This is a genomic window from Janthinobacterium sp. (assembly GCF_009923995.1).
Lineage (GTDB): Bacteria > Pseudomonadota > Gammaproteobacteria > Burkholderiales > Burkholderiaceae_D > Janthinobacterium.
The window spans coordinates 37,027-57,131 of the sequence record NZ_RFSK01000040.1 but is presented as its reverse complement, the minus strand read 5'-3'; the positions used below and the strand labels follow the sequence as shown (position 1 = coordinate 57,131).

General features: G+C 65.0%; 11 protein-coding genes and 1 pseudogene. 2 read left to right on the top strand and 10 right to left on the bottom strand.

The window, feature by feature from the left end:
• Positions 1–114 precede the first annotated feature (114 nt).
• A pseudogene (locus EBS11_RS18955) lies at positions 115–1,953 on the top strand (phosphatase PAP2 family protein); the annotation flags it as partial.
• Positions 1,954–2,003: 50 nt separating this feature from the next.
• On the opposite strand, the gene EBS11_RS18950 reads toward EBS11_RS18955, so the two are convergent.
• The 6 genes from EBS11_RS18950 to EBS11_RS18925 all read right to left on the bottom strand — a co-directional run bounded on the left by EBS11_RS18950 (position 2,004) and on the right by EBS11_RS18925 (position 11,230).
• On the bottom strand, positions 2,004–3,962 hold the full coding sequence (locus EBS11_RS18950) for a S9 family peptidase (RefSeq protein WP_290605305.1): 1,959 nt from the start codon (positions 3,960–3,962) through the stop codon (positions 2,004–2,006).
• Positions 3,963–4,029: 67 nt separating this feature from the next.
• Positions 4,030–5,502: an amino acid permease gene (locus tag EBS11_RS18945; RefSeq protein ID WP_290605303.1), complete on the bottom strand. Its 1,473-nt coding sequence runs from the start codon at positions 5,500–5,502 to the stop codon at positions 4,030–4,032.
• 601 nt (positions 5,503–6,103) lie between these two features.
• Complete coding sequence (locus EBS11_RS18940; RefSeq protein ID WP_290605301.1) at positions 6,104–7,534, bottom strand: amino acid permease; 1,431 nt, start codon at positions 7,532–7,534, stop codon at positions 6,104–6,106.
• Between the two features lie 116 nt (positions 7,535–7,650).
• The gene (locus EBS11_RS18935; protein WP_102297355.1) at positions 7,651–8,109 is read right to left on the bottom strand and encodes a RidA family protein; all 459 of its coding nucleotides are present in this window, start codon (positions 8,107–8,109) and stop codon (positions 7,651–7,653) included.
• A 219-nt stretch (positions 8,110–8,328) separates the two neighbouring features.
• The gene (locus EBS11_RS18930; protein WP_290605298.1) at positions 8,329–9,948 is read right to left on the bottom strand and encodes an ATP-binding cassette domain-containing protein; all 1,620 of its coding nucleotides are present in this window, start codon (positions 9,946–9,948) and stop codon (positions 8,329–8,331) included.
• Positions 9,949–10,117: 169 nt separating this feature from the next.
• Complete coding sequence (locus EBS11_RS18925) at positions 10,118–11,230, bottom strand: NADH:flavin oxidoreductase/NADH oxidase (RefSeq protein ID WP_290605296.1); 1,113 nt, start codon at positions 11,228–11,230, stop codon at positions 10,118–10,120.
• Between the two features lie 160 nt (positions 11,231–11,390).
• Here EBS11_RS18925 and EBS11_RS18920 point away from each other — a divergent pair, with 160 nt between their 5' ends.
• On the top strand, positions 11,391–11,954 hold the full coding sequence (locus EBS11_RS18920; RefSeq protein ID WP_290605294.1) for a glycine zipper 2TM domain-containing protein: 564 nt from the start codon (positions 11,391–11,393) through the stop codon (positions 11,952–11,954).
• 110 nt (positions 11,955–12,064) lie between these two features.
• Here EBS11_RS18920 and EBS11_RS18915 read toward each other — a convergent pair whose 3' ends face one another.
• The 4 genes from EBS11_RS18915 to astB all read right to left on the bottom strand — a co-directional run bounded on the left by EBS11_RS18915 (position 12,065) and on the right by astB (position 20,102).
• The gene (locus EBS11_RS18915; protein ID WP_290605292.1) at positions 12,065–12,574 is read right to left on the bottom strand and encodes a DUF1993 domain-containing protein; all 510 of its coding nucleotides are present in this window, start codon (positions 12,572–12,574) and stop codon (positions 12,065–12,067) included.
• Positions 12,575–12,711: 137 nt separating this feature from the next.
• Positions 12,712–13,737 carry a succinylglutamate desuccinylase gene (locus tag EBS11_RS18910; protein WP_290605290.1) on the bottom strand — a complete coding sequence of 342 codons (1,026 nt, stop codon included), beginning with the start codon at positions 13,735–13,737 and terminating at the stop codon, positions 12,712–12,714.
• Positions 13,737–18,452: an NAD-glutamate dehydrogenase domain-containing protein gene (locus EBS11_RS18905; protein ID WP_290605288.1), complete on the bottom strand. Its 4,716-nt coding sequence runs from the start codon at positions 18,450–18,452 to the stop codon at positions 13,737–13,739. Before EBS11_RS18905 ends, EBS11_RS18910 begins: the two co-directional genes overlap by 1 nt.
• Before the next feature lie 309 nt (positions 18,453–18,761).
• On the bottom strand, positions 18,762–20,102 hold the full coding sequence (astB, locus tag EBS11_RS18900) for an N-succinylarginine dihydrolase (RefSeq protein WP_290605286.1): 1,341 nt from the start codon (positions 20,100–20,102) through the stop codon (positions 18,762–18,764).
• Positions 20,103–20,105 lie beyond the last annotated feature (3 nt).

Here is a 20,105-nt window from a genome sequence, read left to right as displayed (position 1 = left end):
CCTGATGCGCCACGCCGACGTCACCGCCGCGACCCGCGCGCTGCTCGGTGCCTGATCAGCCGCTCAAGCTGTTTTTCGACGGCGGCTGCCGCCCCAATCCTGGCCTGATGGAAACTGCCGTCGCCGCGCGCGGGCGCGTCTGGCACCGCGCCGCCATCGGCCACGGCCCTTCCTTTCGTCGATAACATTGCCAGCAACCAGCGCGGCGACGCCCGCTACGCGACGGCCGCCACGAATGCGGGCGTGCGCGTGCTGATCGGCATGCTCGACATCTGGAAACCATTGACGGAAATCGTTGATGCGGGCGTGAGCGCACCGGCCGTGGACGGTTTCCCCGCCGTCGTGCCTTCCGCCTGGACGGGCGTGCCCAACGATGGCACGCCGGGCGGCACCATCGTCAATGCCAGCGTGCACAACGCGAATATCGATTTCGTCGTGAAAGCCACCACCAGCCGCACGCCGGCACAGGAACTGGCCGCCTACCTGGACGACCGCCGCGGCAAGGGCTACAGCATCACCGACGGCATGGGCCCGCTGACGGACGCCTGGCGCAGCGCGGCGCGCCAGACCACCAGCATCACGTCCATCGCGCCGGACGCGACGAGCGTGCTGTACAACGACAGCGGCACGAACACGGGCGTGGCCGGCAGCGGCAATGCCGAATTCGGCAACGTGGTTGGCCTCGTCAATGCCATGGGCAACAATGGCTCGACGGAACCGGCCAAGCGCTTCTACAAATATGCGCGCCCCTTCCGCTGGAGCAGCAAGGTGGTGCTGATTCCCGCCCTGGTGCCGGCCAAGAGCGCCACGCCCGCCACCGATGGCGGCTTTACCAGCGGCCACTCGGCCGAAGCCGTGCGCGGCGCGCTGGGCATGGCCTATGCCTTGCCGGAGCGCTACCAGGAAATGGTGGCGCGGGGACTGGAACTGGGCGAAAACCGCATCATCGCCGGCATGCATTCGCCGCTCGACGTGATCAGCGGCCGCGTGCAGGCGCAAGCCATCGTCGCCGCCAACCTGCTCGATCCCGTCACGGCCGCCACCAAGGCCGCCGCCGTGACGCAGGCGCACGCGACCCTGATGGCAAAAACGGGGACCACGGCCGATACCTTCTATGACTATGCCCATTCGGGCACCAGCGCCAACGACCGCTTTTCGGATTACGCCAGCACCAAGGCCGCGTATATCCGCCGCCTGACCTTCGGCTTCGCGCAGACGGGCGCCACCAATGCGCCGGCCGTCGTGCCCAAGGGCGCGGAAGTGCTGCTGGAAACCCGTTTGCCCTACCTGTCCGACGCACAGCGCCGCGTGGTGCTGAAAACCACGGCCTTGCCATCGGGCTACCCGGTGATGGACGATGCGGAGGGCTGGGGCCGTTTGAACCTGTTTGCCGCCGCCGACGGCTATGCCGTCTTCACGGGCAATGTGGTGGTGGCCATGGATGCGGCCAAAGGCGGCTTTTCCGCCGTCGACCGCTGGCGCAACGATATCAGCGGCACGGGCAAGCTGAACAAGCAAGGCTCGGGCACCCTGAAACTGGGCGGCAACAATAGCTGGAGCGGCGGCACGCAGGTGGAAGCGGGGCGCCTGGAAGGCGTGTCGGCCACGGCCTTCGGCAAGGGCGACGTGTATGTCAGCGGCGGCACCGTGGTCAGCAATGCCCAGTCCGCCCTGGCGCTGGCCGGCAAGTACACCCAGCTGGCTGGCGGCAACCTGGAATTGAAGCTGGGCAGCAGCCAGGCTGGCCGCCTGAGCGTGGCGGGCCTGATGACGGTGGCGGGCGGCAGCCTGAAAGTGACGTTCCAGAATGGCTACAAACCGGCCGCCGGCGATACCCTGAACGTGATCACGGCGGCCAGCCTGAAAGGCAAGTTTGACAGCATCACCGTCGATGGCTTCAAGGTGACGCCGACGTACACGGAAACGGGCTTGCAGCTGCGCCTGGATATGTGATCTGTATCAAGCCGCATGCAACAAGCCGCCCCCGGGCGGCCTGTTGACTGTTACTTCAGGTACTGCTCGAACCAGCCGACGATGCGCCGCTGCAAGTCACGCTGGTGCTCGGGCTTGCGGAAGGAGTGCCCCTCGCCATCGTAGATGAACAGGCTGGACGGCACGCCCATGGCGCGCAAGCCGTGCCAGAATTCCAGCGACTGGGCGGCCGGCGTTTCCACGTCGCGCTCGCCCACGTAGATCAGGGTCGGCGTCTTCGCCGCCTTGATCGATTCGATGGGCGAGGCCTTGCGGTAGACGGCCGGATCGTCATACGCGGAGGCGCCGAAGAAGGGAATCATCCACTGGTTGATGCCGTTCTGGCCGTAATAGCTGATCCAGTTCGCCACGCCCGCGCCCGCCACGGCCGCCTTGAAGCGGTCGCTGTGCGTGACGCCCCACATGGTCATGAAGCCGCCGTACGAGTGGCCGATCAGGCCCAGGCGCTGGCCGTCGACGGGCGCCACTTTTTGCACGGCATCGATGCCGGCCAGGATATCGCGCCAGTCGCCGCCGCCAAAATCAGCCATATTGGCGCGCGTAAAGGCCTGGCCCTGGCCAAAGCTGCCGCGCGGATTGGGCAGGAAGACAAAATAGCCTTTCTGCGTCAATTCCTCGATCACGGTGGCCGTTTCCACGTAACGGGGCGCAGCGGCAGCGCCGGGGCCGCCGTGCACGTTGACGATCATCGGATACTGCTTGCCCGCGTCCTTCTGCAACGGTCCCAGCAGCCAGCCCTGCTCCCGGTATTGCTCATTGTTCCAGCCCACGTTTTGCACGCTCACCTGCGGCGCAAACTGATCATTGTCGTGCGTAATCTTTTTCAGCTGGCCGAGCTGCCCCGCCACCAGGTGACTGGCGTGCGTAAAATCTTCCTGCACGGCCGCCGCCTGCCGGCCATCGACACTGAACGACAGGCGGCCATCGCTGCCGCTGCTGCTCAGTTCACCGAGCAGCACGGGCTGGGCAGGGCCGGCCTGCGCGTCGACGGGTACCAGCGCCAGCTGCGAGTCGATCAGGGCCGTCGCCAGCAGGCCGGCGCCGCGCCAGACGACGCCATTGAAGGTGCCGCGGTAATCGGGGGTCAGGTTGCGCGGCGTGCCGCCGGCCAGCGGCACTGTATAAATGTCGCCGCCGATGGAGCCGAAGTCGCTCATCAGGCCGCCGATGAAGGCCACCGTCTGGCCATCCGGCGAGACCGAGGGCAGGTTCAGCTGCATGGCCGGCGAGGCGATCACGCGCAGGGCGCCCGAGGCTGCATCGATATAGCTGAGCTTGGCCACCCACCAGTTGCTGTCGCCATTGCCCTGCGCGCTGGTGGCCACGAAGCCGCGGCCATCGGGGGTCCAGTTGTATTCATACACATAGGTGTCGGCGGGCGACAGCAGGCGCAGCTCGCCGCCGCCGGCCGGCACCACGGCGATGCGCTGGGCGTCATCCTCGCTGCCCACTTCGCCCACCTGGCGCGCACCCGCTTCCACGGCGCCGGCCAGCTTGCGCGCGCCCACGGTGGCCAGCAGGGCCAGCTGCTGGCCATCGGGCGACCAGCGCGCCGTACTGGCCACGCCTTTGATACTGATCAACATCCTGGCCTGCGCCTGTGTCATCGTGGCCAGATACAGATGCGCCTTGCCCGCCTTGGCATCGTAAGCGATGAAGGCCAGCTGGCGGCCGTCCGGCGACCAGCTGGGCTTGTCATAGGAACACGCGGCGCAAGGATCGAACTGCCGCACGATGGCGCCGTTGGCGGCGTCGCGCACGACAATGGCCGCATGCGGGCGCTGCGGCTGCTCGCCCGCCTTGACGGACTCTATGGCGGCGATGCGCTGGCCATTGGCGGACAGGGCCACGGCGCGGTAGTCGCGCAAGGCCGGCGCCGCACCGTTCGCCGCAGGGGACGCTTGTGCCGCCACGCCCAGGAAAAGGCTTGCGAACAAGCCACAGCTGACCACATCAGTTATTTTCATCATGTAAATTCCGGTTAGAAATAAAAAAACCGCCGGCAAGCGCGGCGGTTTCTGAGTCAACAACACAACATCACTTGGCTTGCTTGCCCAGGTGCGAGTGCCGCACGCTGTACAGGAAGTAAATGGCCACCGTCACCGCCATCCAGATGCTGAAGACGACGAACGTCGTGTGCGGCAAGTCGCGCATGATGTACAGGCAAGCGAGCACGCTCAGGCCGGGAATCACGTACGGGCCGAATGGCACGCTGAAGCCTTCGATGCGGTTGGCGCCCTGCTTGCGGCGCAGCACGGGCACGGCGATCGACACCACCATGAAGGCCGTCAGGGTGCCGATGCTGACCATGTCCCACAAATACGTCGCATCCACCGTACCCGCCACCACGGCCACCACCAGGCAGACCATGATGGTATTGCTGACCGGCACCAGAGTGCGCGGGTGGATTTTCTGGAACGATTTCGGGATCAGGCCGTCGCGGCTGACGGCGAACAGGATACGCGTCTGGCCGTAGATCGTCACCAGGGTCACGCTGAAGACGGAAATGACGGCGCCGGCCGACAGCACGAGCGCGGGCCAGGTCTTGCCCGTGACGTTTTGCAGGATCACCGCCAGGCCCGCTTCCTGGCCCTCGAACAGTTTCGCCTGTTGCGCGCCAAGGGCGGCCACGGCCACCAGCAAGTAAAACACGGTGACGATCAGCAAGGCGCCGAGGATGCCGCGCGGCACATTGCGCGTGGGATTCTTCACTTCGTCGCCCGCCGTGGCCACCGTGTCGAGGCCGATGAAGGAGAAGAACACGGTGCCGGCAGCGGCCGTCACGCCCGTCATGCCGGCAAAGCCCTTGCTGTTGTCGGCATTAAAGAAGGGAAAGAAGTTGTCGGCATTGAAACCGGAAAACGCGATGACGATGAAAAACACGAGGATCGCCAGCTTGATGATGACCATAATGGCATTCATCAGCGCCGATTCCTTGGCGCCGCGCAGCAGCAGGAAGCCGCACATGCAGATCAGGAAGATGGGCGGCAGGTTGATGTGGCCCGCCCGGAATTCCATGCCATGGGGGCCGGACACGATCATCGGCGTGCGCAGCATCTCGGGGATATGCCAGCCAAACGCATTTTCCAGGAAGTTGTTCAGGTACGATGACCAGCCGATGGCCACGGCACTGCCGGCCAGCCCGTATTCGAGCAGCAGGCAGGCAGCCATGATGAAGGCAAGAAACTCACCCACGGTGGCGTAGGCAAACGAATACGAGGACCCGGAGGCGGGGATGCGGAACGACAGTTCCGCATAGCACAAGGCCGTCAGGCCGGCCGTGATGGCGGCGATCAGGAAGGACAGGATGACCGATGGCCCCGCCTTCGGGACGGCTTCGACCATGGTAAAGAAGATGCCCGTGCCGACGGTGGCGCCGACGCCGATCATGGTGAGGGAAAACAGGCCGATGGACCGGCTCAAGCCACTACTGCTGAGGCCTTCACCATACTCGACCGTGGTATCGATCGGCTTGGTGCGGCAAATTTTCTGGACCAGGGTTTGGCTCACTAGACTTCCTTTATGAGGCATGCGTTTGAACACCTGTCAAAACCTGCTGCGCGTCGCGATGCGCGGCCTGCGATGCTCACCGGCTCGGCGTCCCCGTGCATTCGCACAGCTGCGCTGCTTAGCCCGGGAGCACCGAGCCTCGCATCCGCTCGCTACGGTTTTGTCAGATGTTGTTAGGAACATGACGACTAAAAACACTTAAAAACGGCGCTCCGGCCTTAAGTAAGCCCCAATAAATTCTTGTGTTTTCTAGCTTCCATAAGTGGCGCGCTGCTGCGTTACCCATCGCTAGCAGTGCTCGCACTGCGTCGCGCCGGGCGCCTTGCATCACATCCACTTCTGTTTGCTATAAATTCACACTCATTTCCTGGAGATTACTTACCTGGAAAAAACCGGAAAGATCGCGTCCATTTTCAAAACTAAGCGATTATAGGGCTTTCATCGGCTCAGCTAAACAGAACTTTGATGTAAGGAAACAACGTCAGGCATGCGCCCGGCAACGCGCATGGCTGCTGGCGGGAAACGATATTATCAATATGAAATAAAAAACGCGCCGCTGCAGGCGCAGCGACGCGTTTTTGATACAGCTCAATGGTGCCGTTTATTTCTTGCCGCGTGGGGCATCGGCCGGTGGCCAGCCTGCTTCGTAGCCTTGCGGCACTTCATCGCGGCGCTCTTTCGGCGCCAGGCCCAGCACGTAGTACAGCACCGTCAGCAGGATCAGCCAGGCTGGTCCGATCATCAGGGCGATGCGCGTATCGGGGAAATACGCCATCAGGCCGATCACCAGCGCCAGGAAGGCCAGCGAAATCCAGGAACCATACGGCGCGAACGGCATGCGGAAGGCCAGGTTCTTGATTTCCAGCGGGCTCAAGGTCTTGCGGAACTGGATCTGCGTCACCAGGATCACGCCCCAGGTCCAGACGGCGCCAAAGGTGGAAATCGAGGTGACCCAGATAAACACTTTCTCCGGCACCATGTAGTTCAGCAGCACGCCGATCAGCAGTGCCACGACGGACACGAGGATGGCGCGGCGCGGCACGCCGCTGGCCGTCGTTTCTGCAAACGCTTTCGGCGCCTGGCCTTGCAGCGCCAGGTTGTACAGCATGCGGCCCGTGCTGAAGATACCGCCGTTGCAGGAGGACAAGGCCGCCGTCAGCACGACGAAGTTGATGATGCCGGCCGCCGTCTTGATGCCCAGGCGCTCGAAGGTCATGACGAACGGGCTGCCCGAGGTGCCGATTTCATTCCATGGGTAGATCGACAGGATGACGAACAAGGCGCCGACATAGAAGATCAGGATGCGCCAGAACACGGAATTGATGGCGTCCGGGATCGATTTCTTCGGATTGGCCGCTTCACCGGCCGTCAGGCCGATCATTTCCACGCCCAGGTAGGCAAACATCACCATCTGCAAGGACATCAGCACGCCCTGCGCGCCGTTCGGGAAGAAGCCGCCATGCGTCCACAGGTTGGAAATGCCGACGGCCACGCCGCCATTGCCGAGACCGAAGATGATCATGCCCGTGCCGCCGACGATCATCAGGATGATGGTGACGACCTTGATCAGGGCAAACCAGAATTCGAACTCGCCGTAGGCTTTCACGGCCAGCAGGTTGATGGCGCCCATGGAGCCCAGGGCGGCCAGGGCCCAGATCCAGCGCGGCACGTCGGGGAACCAGATGCCCATGTAGATGGCGACGGCGGTAATTTCCGCCACGCAAGTAACCAGCCACAGGAACCAGTAATTCCAGCCCGTCAGGTAGCCTTGCAGGGGTCCCAGGTAATCCTGGGCATAGCGGCTGAACGAGCCGGCCACCGGGTTGTGCACGGCCATTTCGCCCAGGGCGCGCATGATCATGAAAATGACCGCGCCGCCGATAATATATGACAGCATGATGCCGGGACCGGCCATCTTGATTGCATTGCCGGAACCCAGAAACAGGCCCACGCCAATCGCGGCACCCAGCGCCATCAGGCGGATCTGTCGCTCGCCCAGGCCGCGGTGCAAGCCCTCTTCACTCGTTTTCATTACGTGTCTCCGTTTTTTCTTGAATACAGCTCTCCCTCCACCCCGATGGCGGTTCCGCTCTTGCTGGAATGGAGGAAAGGGCTGGCCGGCGGCTGAGCGCCGGCATGCTCAGTTGATCAGGCCAGTTCGGCGATCAGTTCGATCTCGACGCAAGCGCCCAGCGGGATTTGCGCCACGCCGAAGGCGGAGCGGGCGTGCTTGCCGCTGTCGCCGAAGACTTCGACGAACAGTTCCGACGCGCCGTTGGTGACCAGGTGCTGTTCCGTGAAGGTGGACGTGGAATTGACCAGGCTCATGACCTTGACGATGCGCTTGACCTTGTTCAAGTCGCCGCCGCAGGCGTCTTGCAGGGTCGCGATCAGTTCGATGGCGATGCCTCGTGCGGCCACTTTGCCTTCTTCCGTGGTGACATCCTTGCCCAGCTGGCCAACCCAGACCTTGCCATCCTTCTTGGCCAGGTGGCCGGACAGGAAGACGGTATTGCCCGTGCGGGCATGCATCACGTAGGCAGCGGCGGGCGCGGCAACGACGGGCAGTTCGATGTTGAGGGCCTTGAGTTTTTCGTAAAACGACATGCTATTTCTCCAAGAAAACAATATAAACGAAACCGATATTCATCAACAGCGGGGCACGGATGAAGGCGTCCCGGCAGCGCGGTCATGCACCGCCAACAGTGCCAGATTAAACGTCATCATATTGGTGAACCAGCAGTTTTAGTTCACAAATAGGCCCGGTTATTCAGTGGATTATACCGACAATCAAACAAAATTCAGCATCGTTTCATGAAGCATGCTCTACAGGCATCGAGCGTGACTTTTTTCATTCAATTGCCACTTATGCAATGTCAAGCCCTGCGGATCAAGGTTTATCGCCTTCAGAAATGCCTGGTCATGCGATACCACAAGTAACGCGCCCTGATAGTGGCCCAGCATCCGCTCCAGCGCCTGCAGGCTGGCCAGGTCCAGGTGATTGTCCGGTTCGTCCAGCAGCAGCAGTTGCGGCGGCGCCTGCGCATACAGTTCGGCGGCCAGCGCCACCTTCATGCGCTCGCCCCCGCTGAGCAAGCGGCTGGGCAAGGTGGCGCGCGCGCCGGCAATGCCCAGCAGCGCCAGCCGCGTGCGCTGCTCGCCTTCCGCCGCGAGCGTATTGCGCGCCTGCAAACGCTGCACGGCACTCAGCTCGCCGTCGCGCCCGCCCGCATGCTGGTCCAGCCAGGCGACCCGGGCATGGCTGCGCAGCGCGCCACCGGCAGGCGCCAGCTGGCCCGCAATCACGCGCAGCAAGGTCGACTTGCCGCTGCCATTGTCTCCCGTCACGGCCAGGCGGCACGGGCCGCTCATGACCAGGTTCAGCGGCCGGGCCTGGCCATATGGCAAGACCAGTTCGCGCAGCTCCAGGATTAATTTTCCGTTTGGCACGGCGCTGTCAGGCGCCAGCAGCAGGCGTTCGGCCTCGGGCGCGCAGCGGGCGCCGGCGTCCATCACCCTTTGCCGGCGCGCCTGCTGCGCTTCCTGCGCGCGCAGGCGCAGCTTGCCCTGGCTATCCTGGCTGCGCTCCTTGCGGGCATCGAGCAGCAGCTTGCTTTGATTGCCTTCGCGTCCGTCCCGCTCGCCGCGCATCACCCGTTTCTGCTGGCGCTCGGCCTGCTGCTGCGCTTCGCGCTGTTCGCGTCGGGCAACGGCCTTTTCCGCCTGCAAGGCGGCGGCAAAGGCGGCCTGCTCCAGCGCGCGCTGCTGCGCATACAGGGCGTAATTGCCGCCATAGCTGCGCAAGCCTTGCGGCGACAGTTCCGCGATCATATCGACGTGCGCCAGCAAGCCGCGGTCGTGGCTGACGAGCAGCAAGCCGCGCGGCCAGCGTGCCATCTGCGCCACCAGCCGCGCGCGTTGATGGGCGTCAAGGTGGTTGCTCGGCTCATCGAGCACCAGCCAGTCCGCCTGCGACAGCCAGGCGCCCTGCAAGGCGATGCGCTGGCGTTCGCCGCCGCTCAGCCTGGCCGTGGGCGTGCCGGCATCGACGTGACGCAGATCAAGCTCGTCGAGCGCCTGGCGCAGACGGACGGGGGCATCCCAGCGCTCGCCCACCAGGGCGTAATCGGCCTCGTCGACCGAGCCGGCGGCGATGCGCTCCAGGGCGACCAGCACGGCGTCCATGCCGGCCAGCGCGGCGACGGTGGGGTAGCAGTGCGGCTCCAGCTCCTGCGGCACGTAGTGCACGCTGCCATCGCAGCGCACGGCGCCGGCAGATGGCTGCGCCAGGCCTGCCAGCAGGCGCGCCAGCACGCTCTTGCCCACGCCGTTATCGCCGACGAGGCCGATACGCTGCGGGGCAAACGACAGTTGCAAATCGGAAAACAGGGCGCGGCCATCGGGCAGCACGCAGGAAAGGCGGTCGAGTTGTAGTAATGCAGGCATGGATACTCCTTGTATGTGCAGACAGGGCTGGCGTACCCGCGGGCGCAATGGGGCGCTGGCGGGAAGGGCAAGGCCGTGCACAGCACGGCAGTATCAATGGCGCATGTCGAAGCGTCCTGGAGGAATGAGGTAGGGAAAGGCGAGTGTAGCAGAACGGGCAATGATCCGCTCAGCGCTGGCCCAGGGTCGTGTCGCCGAACAGCTGCTTGTATTCGCGCGGCTGCGAGCGCCAGTACTGGGGCGGCGCCTGCACCTGCGCGCCCAGCTGGGCCGCCGCATGCCAGGGCCAGCGCGGGTCGAACAGGATGGCGCGCGCCAGCGCCACCATGTCGGATTGACCTTGCGCAATGATGTCTTCCGCCTGCTGCGCTTGCGTGATCAGGCCGACGCTGATGGTGGGCAAGCCGCTGTCGCGCTTGATGCGCTCGGCAAACGCCACCTGGTAGCCTGGCCCCACGGGAATCTGCTGCTGCGGAGAAATCCCGCCGCTGGAGACGTGGATGAAGTCGGCGCCCAGCTGCTTGAGTTCCTGCGCGAAACGCACGCTTTGCTCGATTTCCCAGCCGCCATCGACCCAGTCGGTGGCGGAAATGCGCACGCCCACGGCCACGCTGGCGGGCACGGCGGCGCGCACGGCTTCATAGACTTCCAGCGGAAAACGCATGCGGTTGTCCAGGCTGCCGCCATACGCATCCGTGCGGTGATTCGACAGGGGCGACAGGAACTGGTGCAGCAGGTAGCCATGCGCCGCGTGCAGTTCGATACCCTCGATACCGAGCGCATGCACGCGCTGGGCGGCGGCGACAAAGGCGCCCTTGATCTGCAACAAGCCCATCTCGTCGAGGGCGATCGGCACCGTCTCGCCCGGGGCATGGGCGATGGCGGACGGCGCCACCGTTTGCCATCCCCCGTCGGCCAGGTGCACGCAGGCGCCGCCCTGCCACGGCGCGCGGCTCGACGCCTTGCGTCCCGCGTGACCGAGCTGCACCACCAGGGGAATCGGAGAGTGGCGGCGGATGGCCTGCACCACATTGGCCAGCGCAGCCTGATTCGCATCCGACCACAGGCCCAGGTCTTCGGCCGAGATGCGTCCCTCGGGCGAGACGGCCGTCGCTTCCGTCATCAGCAAGCCTGCGCCGGACAGGGCCAGGTGCCCCAGGTGGATCATGTGCCAGTCGGTGGCGTTGCCATTGTCGGCCGAGTACTGGCACATGGGGGCGATGGCGATGCGGTTGGCCACCTGCAAGGGCCCCAGCGCATACGGCGTGAATAACTGGCTCATGGCGGACTCCGGAAAGGGGGAAGCACCGATTCTACTGTGCTTTACCAATCCGGGCTTACACCTGCTTACGTTTGATACAGCGCCATGTCTAGCCTTGCGACAAGGAGGCCGTTAATCTGGACACATCAACAACACCCGCAGTGCCACCCCAGGAGAACACATGAACACGACGACCACCGCCAACCGCATCCACCCCTTGATGGCCGGCGCCGCCATTTCCGTCACGGTCCTGTGCCTGGTGGGCGCGGCGTCCATCGCCGGCATCCTGCCCAATTCGCGGGCGAACGTGCCGGCCACGTCTGCCGTACCGGCCGATGTGGCGGCCATGACGCCAGCCAGCGCCGCCGCCCTGGCAGCGCCCGTGGCAGCCCCGCTGGCCGCTCCCGTCGTCGCGCAGGCGGCGCCGGCGCCGGCGCCGGCACCCGTCGTGCACAAGCGTGTCGTGCACCACACGCAAGTGGCGCAAGCGCGCCCTGCCTACAACGATAACAATGATGGCTACCGCGACACGGCCTACCGCGAACCCGCGCGCCAGCCACAGCCTGCGCCCGCCCCGGCCCAGCCCAATTACGTGGGCATCGGCACGGGCGCCGTCATCGGCGGCTTGATCGGCAACCAGGTCGGTGGCGGCCGCGGCAAGGCGCTGGCGACGGTGGCCGGCGTGATCGGCGGCGGCATGCTGGGTAATGCGGTGCAGAACCAGGTGCAGCAGCCGCAACGTTAAAAAACCTGCCGCGCGGCGCGCTTTGCGCGCCTGCGATGCCCACTGTGCTTCAGCACAGCTGCGTTTCCCGGCCACAAATCATCGCCGCCCGCGACGGTTTTTCAGGCCTGTCAATCGTAAGGGCCAAGATAGTCGAGCTTGCCCACGGCCACGCCATTGTTTCTCAAAATGGCGTGGACCATGGAGACGTGAAAATAGAAGTTCGGCAAGGCAAAGCTGAGCAGGTAATCGTCGCCCGAGAATTTCTTGCCTTCGTCCGTCCAGTTCAGCACCACTTCCTTTTGCGCGCTGCCCGCCATCTGGCCTGCGTTGACGCTGTCGATGTAGGCGATGGTGTTGGCGACGCGCTCCTGCAACTGCTCGAACGACGTTTCGTTATCCTCGAATTTCGGCGCCGGCACGCCGCTCAGACGCTCGACGGACATCTTCGACGTGTCGCTGACGCGCTGCACTTGCGCCGTCAGGTCCAGCATGTCGGGCGCCAGCTGCGCGCCCAATAAAATCTCGGGCACGATGCCATCTTCCTCCACATGCGCCTGGCCCTTTTCCAGCAAGGCCGAGACGACTTTCAAGCCGCGGATGAAGACGGGGATGGTTGCCTGATACATGGACACCGACATGGCTGACTCCTCGAAAATGAACGATGAGCCAGTGTACCCGAGGCAGCGCCCGCGGGCGCGCACCAGATGCCGCGCAAAAAAAATGGCGCCGGCGGATTGCTCCGGACGGCGCCACACCTTGCTGCAACTGCACGCATTCAGGACACGCGCACCACCATCAGCCCCGCGCGCAAGCCCACCCGCACGTCCGGGTTGGGAAACACCACCAGCTCTTCCGCATGCTGCACCGTATAGACATGGTCGCCATCGCTGGCAATCACGGCGTGCTGCGGCAGGGACGTGAAATTCTGCGTGCTGCGATCAAACGCCATGCGGAATTCATCGCTGTGCTTGATGATTTCCTGCGCCACCTTGAACACGTGCGGTTGCGCCTTGAGCGCTTGCGCCGGCAGCCCGCGCAGCAGGCCGTCCAGCGCCCGCGCCACGTCGTCGAACAGGGACAAATCGTTCTGCCCCAGGGTGCCCACCCGGCCCAGTTCCACCGTGCTGGCGGCCGCGCCGAAGTGCTCGGCCGAATAATAGCTATACGTGCCGGCCGACTGCGGATTCATGATGATGGCGCCGATGGCCGCCTGGCCCAGCCAGTCGACCAGCTGCGCCTTGGCCGCGTCGGCCACCAGGTCCGGCACGATGGCAAACGTGGGATACACGGAAGGCCGGATGGCCGTGTGCAGATCCAGGTGCCAGCGTTCCGGCCCCGCCGCGTCGAAGAACGCCTTGGTCGCGGCGATCATTTCATCGGCGCGCGCGCTTTCCGCCGCCTGCGCCAGGCTGCCCCGCACGGGGCGGAACATGCGATTGAGGTCGGCGTCGATGAAACGCTTGCCGGCCCGGATCGCATCGACATTGCCCACGCAGACGAGCAAATCGACGGCCAGGGCTGGCGCATCGCGCGACAGGGCGTCGAGCAGGTGCGCCAGCACTTCGATCGGCCCCGTTTCGTCGCCATGCACGCCCACGGAGACGGCCACGCTGGCGCGACCCTCTCCCGGCTTACGCACTTGCAGCATGCCGGGCGCCGGCAAGGCCACCGTGAAACCGGCGTCCGAGAACAACTGCGCCACGGCGCTGAAATCGGCCTGCGCCAGCGCCTGGACGGCCGGCGGCAAGCCGCCGGCACCCTGCACTACCTGTGCTACTGCTGGTGTTGCTGCTTGCGTCATTACACGGCCGCTTCCGCTGTCACTTTGTTCACCGCTTCGGAAAGCGTCCACACATCCAGCATGGCCTGCTCCAGTTCCGTTGCCGCCACATAGGCCGACAGGCCCAGTGCGCCCGTTACCGCATCGACGGCCTGGCCAGCGTTACCTTGCTCGGCGCGCGCCAGCACCTGCGTCAGCAAACACTGTTGCGTGCGGCGCAGGGCTTGCTGCGCGTAGTTGCGCAGCTGTTCCTGCGACTTGCCCTGCGCGGCCAGCTTCAGGCCACGCTCCAGGGTATCGATGCCCGCCTGGCTGCGCAGGGCCAGGCCCACTTGCAGGAAGGCCGCCAGGTCCATCGAAGCAGGACGCGGCACGGACAGGGCCGGGAACAGGAAGCCGGCGACGACTTCCAGCGCATCGACCGCATCCCAGGCCTGCACGAAGGCCGGCTTGAGGCCCGGTACCAGCGCCGCCTCGGACTTGATGCCGACGGCCTTGAGCAGGTCGCGCTTCGATTCCGCGCCAAACAGGCCCGTCAGCTCGGCCAGGCCGGCACCGCGCAATTGCTCGGCTGGCACGGACAGCACGCCGGCGATCATGGTCTGCTGCAGCACGCGCGTCTGCGCATCGACCTTGATCGACACTTCGCGCGGAATCGTCAAGGCATCCGCGTCGAGCGCGTCGAAGACGGGCGCCAGGTTCAAGGCCACCCAGGCCTGGCCCCAGGCCAGGATCACGGTCGATTCGTCCACGCCGTGTTCCGCCGCCAGGTCGCGGATCATCAACGGGCCGCAGCGGTTGATCACTTCATTGGCCAGCACGGTGGCCAGGATGGCGTTGGCCAGCGGGTGGTCCAGCGCCGAACGGGTTGCCACCAGCAGGGACGGGAAGTAAGGCTTCAGCACCGGCTCGGCCCACGTTTCATCCGTCAGCGGCAGCGCGGAGAGAATGCGCTTGAAGCGGTTCTTCACGTTGGCGATCACCACCGCCAGCTCCGGCGTCGTCAAGCCACGGCCGTCGGCCTTGCGGCGCGCCAGTTCGGCCACCGACGGCAGTTGCTCCAGTTCGCGCGACAGGGCGCCCTCTTCTTCCAGGCTGGCGATCAGGGCGGCATAGCCATCCTGCACGGCGCTCTCGCCTTGTGCCTGCAACTCGCGCACCAGCAAGTGCGTCTGCTGCGTGTTGTCGCGCAGGACCAGGCGCTCGACGTCGTCCGTCATCGCATACAGCTCGCGATTGCGTTCTTCTTCCGTCAGCTTGCCCGCGTTGACCTCCACGTCCAGCCAGATTTTCACGTTCACTTCATGGTCCGAGCAATCCACGCCGGCCGAGTTGTCGATCGCATCGGTGAAGATACGCCCGCCCGCCAGTGCGAACTCGATGCGGCCCGCCTGCGTCGCACCCAGATTGCCGCCTTCGGCGACGACCTTCACGCGCAGCTCGTTGCCGTTGACGCGGATATGGTCATTCGCGCGGTCCTTCACTTGCGCGTGGCTTTCCGTCGAGGCCTTGATATAGGTACCGATACCGCCGTTGTAGAACAGGTCCACGGGCGACTTCAGGATGCGGTGCATCAGTTCTTCCGGCGCCAGCGACGTTTCCGCGATATCGAGCGCGGCGCGGATCTGCGGCGACAGCTCGATCGTGCGGGCGGAGCGCGGATACACGCCGCCGCCTGCCGAGATCAAGTCCTTGTTGTAGTCGTCCCACGAGGAGCGCGGCAAGGCGAACAGGCGCGCGCGCTCCTCGAACGAGACGGCGACGTCCGGCGTCGGGTCGAGGAAGATGTGGCGGTGGTCGAACGCGGCCACCAGTTTCAGCTGGCGCGACAGCAGCACGCCATTGCCGAACACGTCACCCGACATGTCACCCACGCCGACCATGGTGATCGGGGTGGTGTTCAGGTCGTGGTCCATTTCATAGAAATGGCGTTTCACGGCTTCGAATGCGCCCTTGGCGGTGATGCCCAGCTTCTTGTGGTCGTAGCCGTTCGAACCGCCCGAGGCGAACGCGTCACCGAGCCAGAAACCGCGCTGCACGGCGATGCCGTTGGCGATGTCCGAGAAGGTGGCCGTGCCCTTGTCGGCGGCCACCACCAGGTAGGGATCGGCGTCGTCGAAGCAGACGGTATCGACGGGCGGCACGATATTGCCCAGCGAGCGGTTGTCCGTCACTTCCAGCAGGCTGGAAATGAACAGGCGGTAGACAGCTTCGCCTTCGGCCGCGATGGTTTCGCGCACGGCGTCCTTCGGCATCATCTTGCAGACAAAGCCGCCCTTCGCGCCGGCCGGCACGATGACGGCATTCTTCACCATCTGCGCCTTCACCAGGCCCAGGACTTCGGTGCGGTAGTCTTCCATGCGGTCGGACCAGCGCAAGCCGCCACGGGCGACCGGGCCGCCGCGCAGGTGCACGCCTTCGAAGCGGCGCGAGAAGACGAAAATCTCGCGGTACGGGCGCGGTTCCGGCACCAGCGCCAGGCTGCTGGTATCGAACTTGAAGATGATCTTGTCACCTTGCTGATTGTTCTGGAAGTAGCTCGTGCGCAGGGTGGCGGCCATCAGGTCGGCCAGCGCGCCGAGGATTTCCTCGGTGTCCGCATGGTTCACGGACGGCAAGCCGGCCTTGATGGTGGCGATGGCCTCCAGGGCGGCCGCGTGCTGCGCGTCCGGCAGGGACGGATCGAAGCGCTGCAGGAAGGCGTCGACCAGGGCTTTCACGTGGGCCGGCTGCTTGCGCAGGCTTTCGGCGATATAGCGCACCGAGAAGCGGCTGCCCGCCTGGCGCCAGTAGCTGGTATAGGCACGCACCAGTTGCACTTCGCGCGTCGACAGGCCGCCTTCGATGACCAGGCCGTTCAGACGGCCATCTTCGGCCGTGTCGTTGAACAGCGAGGCGAACAATTCCTGCGCCACGGCGACGACGGATGGCTGCGCCAGTTTCGCCGCGCTGGCGGCATCGACCGTCAGGCTGGTGACGAAATAGCGCGTGCCGTCGGACAGCGACACCGAATATGCCTGTTCACGGTCGATGGCCACGCCCGCGTTGTGCAGGGCCGGCAGGATGGTCGACAGGGACGGCACCCGGTTGGCCGAGTACAGGCGGATGGTGGTGACGGCACCCGTCTCGATGCGCACGGCCACGTGTGCCGGATCGGTGTTGCGCAGGATGGTATCGAGATCGCGGAAGGCGATGGCCGGCGCGGTGGCGGCCACGTAGTCGAGCGGCAGGGTGGCGCACAGTTTGCGCAGGCTGGTGCGCAGGGCCACGTCGGGCACGGCGTCGGCCACGGCGGCAAAGCCGTTATGCCAGCCATCGAGCACGCCCAGCAGCGGCTGTTCGATATCCGTTTCCAGGTCCAGCGGGTAGCGGGCGGCGTGGGCGATCAGGTGGACGCGCGCCAGGGGGCCATCGGCCACCAGGGTTTGCGTGCTCACATGCGTGGCGCCGGAACTGGCTTGCAGGGCCTTGGCCAGGCTCGATGCCACGCTGGCGCTGTAGCGCTCGCGCGGCAGGTAGACCAGCACGTTCAGGTGGCGCGCATACACGTCGCGGCGTGCGAAGACCTTGGTGCGCGGCTGCTTGTACAGCGAAACGACGGCGCCGCACACCTGCGCCAGCCAGTCGAGGTCCGCTTCCAGCGCTTCGGTGCGCGGCAGCGATTCAAGGATCTCGCGGAATTTCTCGGCACGGAAACCTTGCTGGCGCACGCCGGCCAGGCTCAGTACCTTGGCCACGCGGCCGCGCGCAAAGGGCAGCGCCGCCAATGGGGTGGAATTGCCGGCGCGGGTGAACAGGCCGACGAAGCAGTGCTCGCCCAGGATGGCGCCTTGCGCATCCGTGTCGCGCACGCCGATGAAATCCAACTGCTGGTCGCGGTGCAGGGTACCGGCCACGTCGGCCTTGACGATGGACAGCGCCGATTCGCGCTTGGCCAGGGTATCGAAGTCGCCCGGGATATTCGCCAGGCAGGTGCCGTAGACGGGGTGTGCCGTGTCCTGCAGCACGCCCACGCGGCTCGGAATGTCGCGTTCCAGTTCGCGCACGCCCGGCTTGACGCGGTAATACGCGTAGCCGAACACTTCAAAGCCGCCGCTGCGGGCCCATTCCAGGAAGGCGGACACTTCCGCGCCTTCTTCGCCGTGCTGGGCGGAGGTCGTGGCGACGGCGGCCAGGCGCTCGCTCATGGCAGCGCTGTCGCGGCGCACGACGGCAGCGTCGCGCGCCACCATGTCGATGGAAGCGACCAAGGCGGCCAGCGCGTCCGGCGCCAGTTCTTCATCGAGCAGCACCAGCACATACGATTCAAGCGGGTCGCCAGGCTGGCGCACCGCTTCCACGCTGCCGTCGGCGGCGCGGCGCACGGGCAGCACGGTATTCATCACGCCGCGCACGGCCAGGTGCTGGCGGCGCATGGCCATGACGATGGAGTCGACCAGGTAAGGCATGTCTTCGTTCAGGATCAGCAAGGCGCTCGCCATGCCGCCACGGCCATCCGCATAACGCAGGGTGGCGATCTGGCAGCCGCTGCCCGTACGCTTGGCTGCCTGGGTAAAACCGTCGACCAGCACGGGCGCCAGGCTGCCGGGCGCGATATCGGCCAGGTCTTCGGCGTCGAGCGAATCGAGCCATGCCTGCACCAGCTGCACGACAGGCGCTGCCGCCTTGCCCGCACTGCCAGCCGCGTTAACCAGCTCCAGCGTTTGTGTACGCAAATCTTGTGGCGTGTGATTCATCTTGCATCTCCATTACGGTAATGTGAATGTCCAACGCTGTCGTTCGGGCTTGTGGCTGGGCGGCAGCGGTGTCAAGAGACGGGGGTCACCCGTCCAATTCTGTGCTACGGAAAAAGTAATCCCCAATAAATTATTGTGATTTCTGACTTCCATAACCGGCGCTCTGCGGCGTTGCCCGCTGCTAGCAGTGCTCGCACTGCTAGCAGCGGGCGCCTTGCATAGCATCCAGTTCTGTTTGTCATAACTTCACAATAATTTCCCGTGGATTACTTAGCTGTCTCGGATTTTTTCTGTGTGTTTTTCTATCGCCTACAAGTCGTACAATCCCGGTAAGTTGAGGATGATCGTCAATTCTTCAAGCGCCGCGTGCACTTCCAGTGCCAGCTGCGGGTCGGCCAGGTCGCTCGGCTCCAGATGGTCGCGGTAGTGCTTCTCCACCCAGGCCACCAGCCGATGGTACAGCGCTTCCGTCATGATCACGCCCTGGTGCATGGCGCGCGCTTCGTTTTCCGTCAGGGCCACGCGCAAGCGCAGGCAGGCAGGCCCGCCGCCGTTGCGCATGCTCTGGCGCAGGTCGAAATGAATCAGTTCATCGACCGGGCCGCCACTGGCCACCAGGCCTTCCAGGTAGCGCGACACGGCGCGGTTTTCCTGGCATTCCTGCGGAATCACCAGCGCCATCTTGCCGCCCTCTTTCGTCAGCAACTGGCTGTTGAACAGATAGCTGCTGACGGCATCCGCGATCGGCACCTGGCCCGTGTCCACGCGCAGCGCCTCCAGCTGCGCACCCGTGGCAGCGACGGCGCGGCGCAGCTGCGACAGGCTGGCTTCTTCGTCGGCAAACGCCTGCTCGTGATAGAACAGCACATTGCCGTTGCCGACGGCGATGACGTCGTTATGGAACACGCCCTGGTCGATCACGTCCGGATTCTGCTGCACGTACACGGTGCGTTTCGCATCCAGGCCATGCAGGCGCGCCACGGCCTGCGACGCTTCCAGGGTCTGGCGCGCAGGGTAGCGCTTCGGCGATGGCGCCGATGGGTCGAACTCCACGCGACCATACACGAACATCTCGACCGATGGCGCGCCGTGGCCGGCGCCCAGGCGCGTGTGATTGGCCGCGCCCTCGTCGCCAAAGGCGGGCGTCGACGGCAGCGCCTCGTGCACGGCAAAGTGCCTGTCGTCGCTGAAGATGGCGCGCAGGCTGCGCGCCGACTGCGCGTGCTCGAAGGCGCGGTGCAGCTTGTTATTCAGGTTGGCGGCCGTGAAGTGCACGCGGCCATCCTGCGTGTCGGCCGACGGGCTGACGGTGGCGGCATTCGCCGTCCACATGGGCGAGGCGGAATACGCGCAAGCCAGGATGACGGGCGACTCCTGGTAGGCGCGCGCCAGCACCTCGGCGTCCGTGCCCGTGAAACCGATGGAGCGCAGCAGGCGGAAGTTCGGCCGGTCCTGCGGCGGCAGCAAGGCTTGCGCAAAGCCGCGCGCGGCCAGGGCGCGCATCTTGGCCAGGCCCTGCAAGGCGGCCTGCTTCGGATTCGAAGCGCTTTTCACATTGCTGAACGAGGCCACGTTGCCGAACGAGAGTCCCGCATAGTTATGCGATGGGCCGACCAGGCCGTCAAAGTTGTATTCGCGCGTGCTGTGCATGGA

What these genes read in the sequence shown, in the direction of transcription:
- EBS11_RS18950 (WP_290605305.1), bottom strand. Translation starts at nt 3,962, where the DNA reads ATGATGAAAATAACTGATGTGGTCAGCTGTGGCTTGTTCGCAAGCCTT.
- EBS11_RS18940 (WP_290605301.1), bottom strand. Translation starts at nt 7,534, where the DNA reads ATGAAAACGAGTGAAGAGGGCTTGCACCGCGGCCTGGGCGAGCGACAG.
- EBS11_RS18935 (WP_102297355.1), bottom strand. Translation starts at nt 8,109, where the DNA reads ATGTCGTTTTACGAAAAACTCAAGGCCCTCAACATCGAACTGCCCGTC.
- EBS11_RS18930 (WP_290605298.1), bottom strand. Translation starts at nt 9,948, where the DNA reads ATGCCTGCATTACTACAACTCGACCGCCTTTCCTGCGTGCTGCCCGAT.
- EBS11_RS18925 (WP_290605296.1), bottom strand. Translation starts at nt 11,230, where the DNA reads ATGAGCCAGTTATTCACGCCGTATGCGCTGGGGCCCTTGCAGGTGGCC.
- EBS11_RS18920 (WP_290605294.1), top strand. Translation starts at nt 11,391, where the DNA reads ATGAACACGACGACCACCGCCAACCGCATCCACCCCTTGATGGCCGGC.
- EBS11_RS18915 (WP_290605292.1), bottom strand. Translation starts at nt 12,574, where the DNA reads ATGTCGGTGTCCATGTATCAGGCAACCATCCCCGTCTTCATCCGCGGC.
- EBS11_RS18910 (WP_290605290.1), bottom strand. Translation starts at nt 13,737, where the DNA reads ATGACGCAAGCAGCAACACCAGCAGTAGCACAGGTAGTGCAGGGTGCC.
- EBS11_RS18905 (WP_290605288.1), bottom strand. Translation starts at nt 18,452, where the DNA reads ATGAATCACACGCCACAAGATTTGCGTACACAAACGCTGGAGCTGGTT.
- astB (WP_290605286.1), bottom strand. Translation starts at nt 20,102, where the DNA reads ATGCACAGCACGCGCGAATACAACTTTGACGGCCTGGTCGGCCCATCG.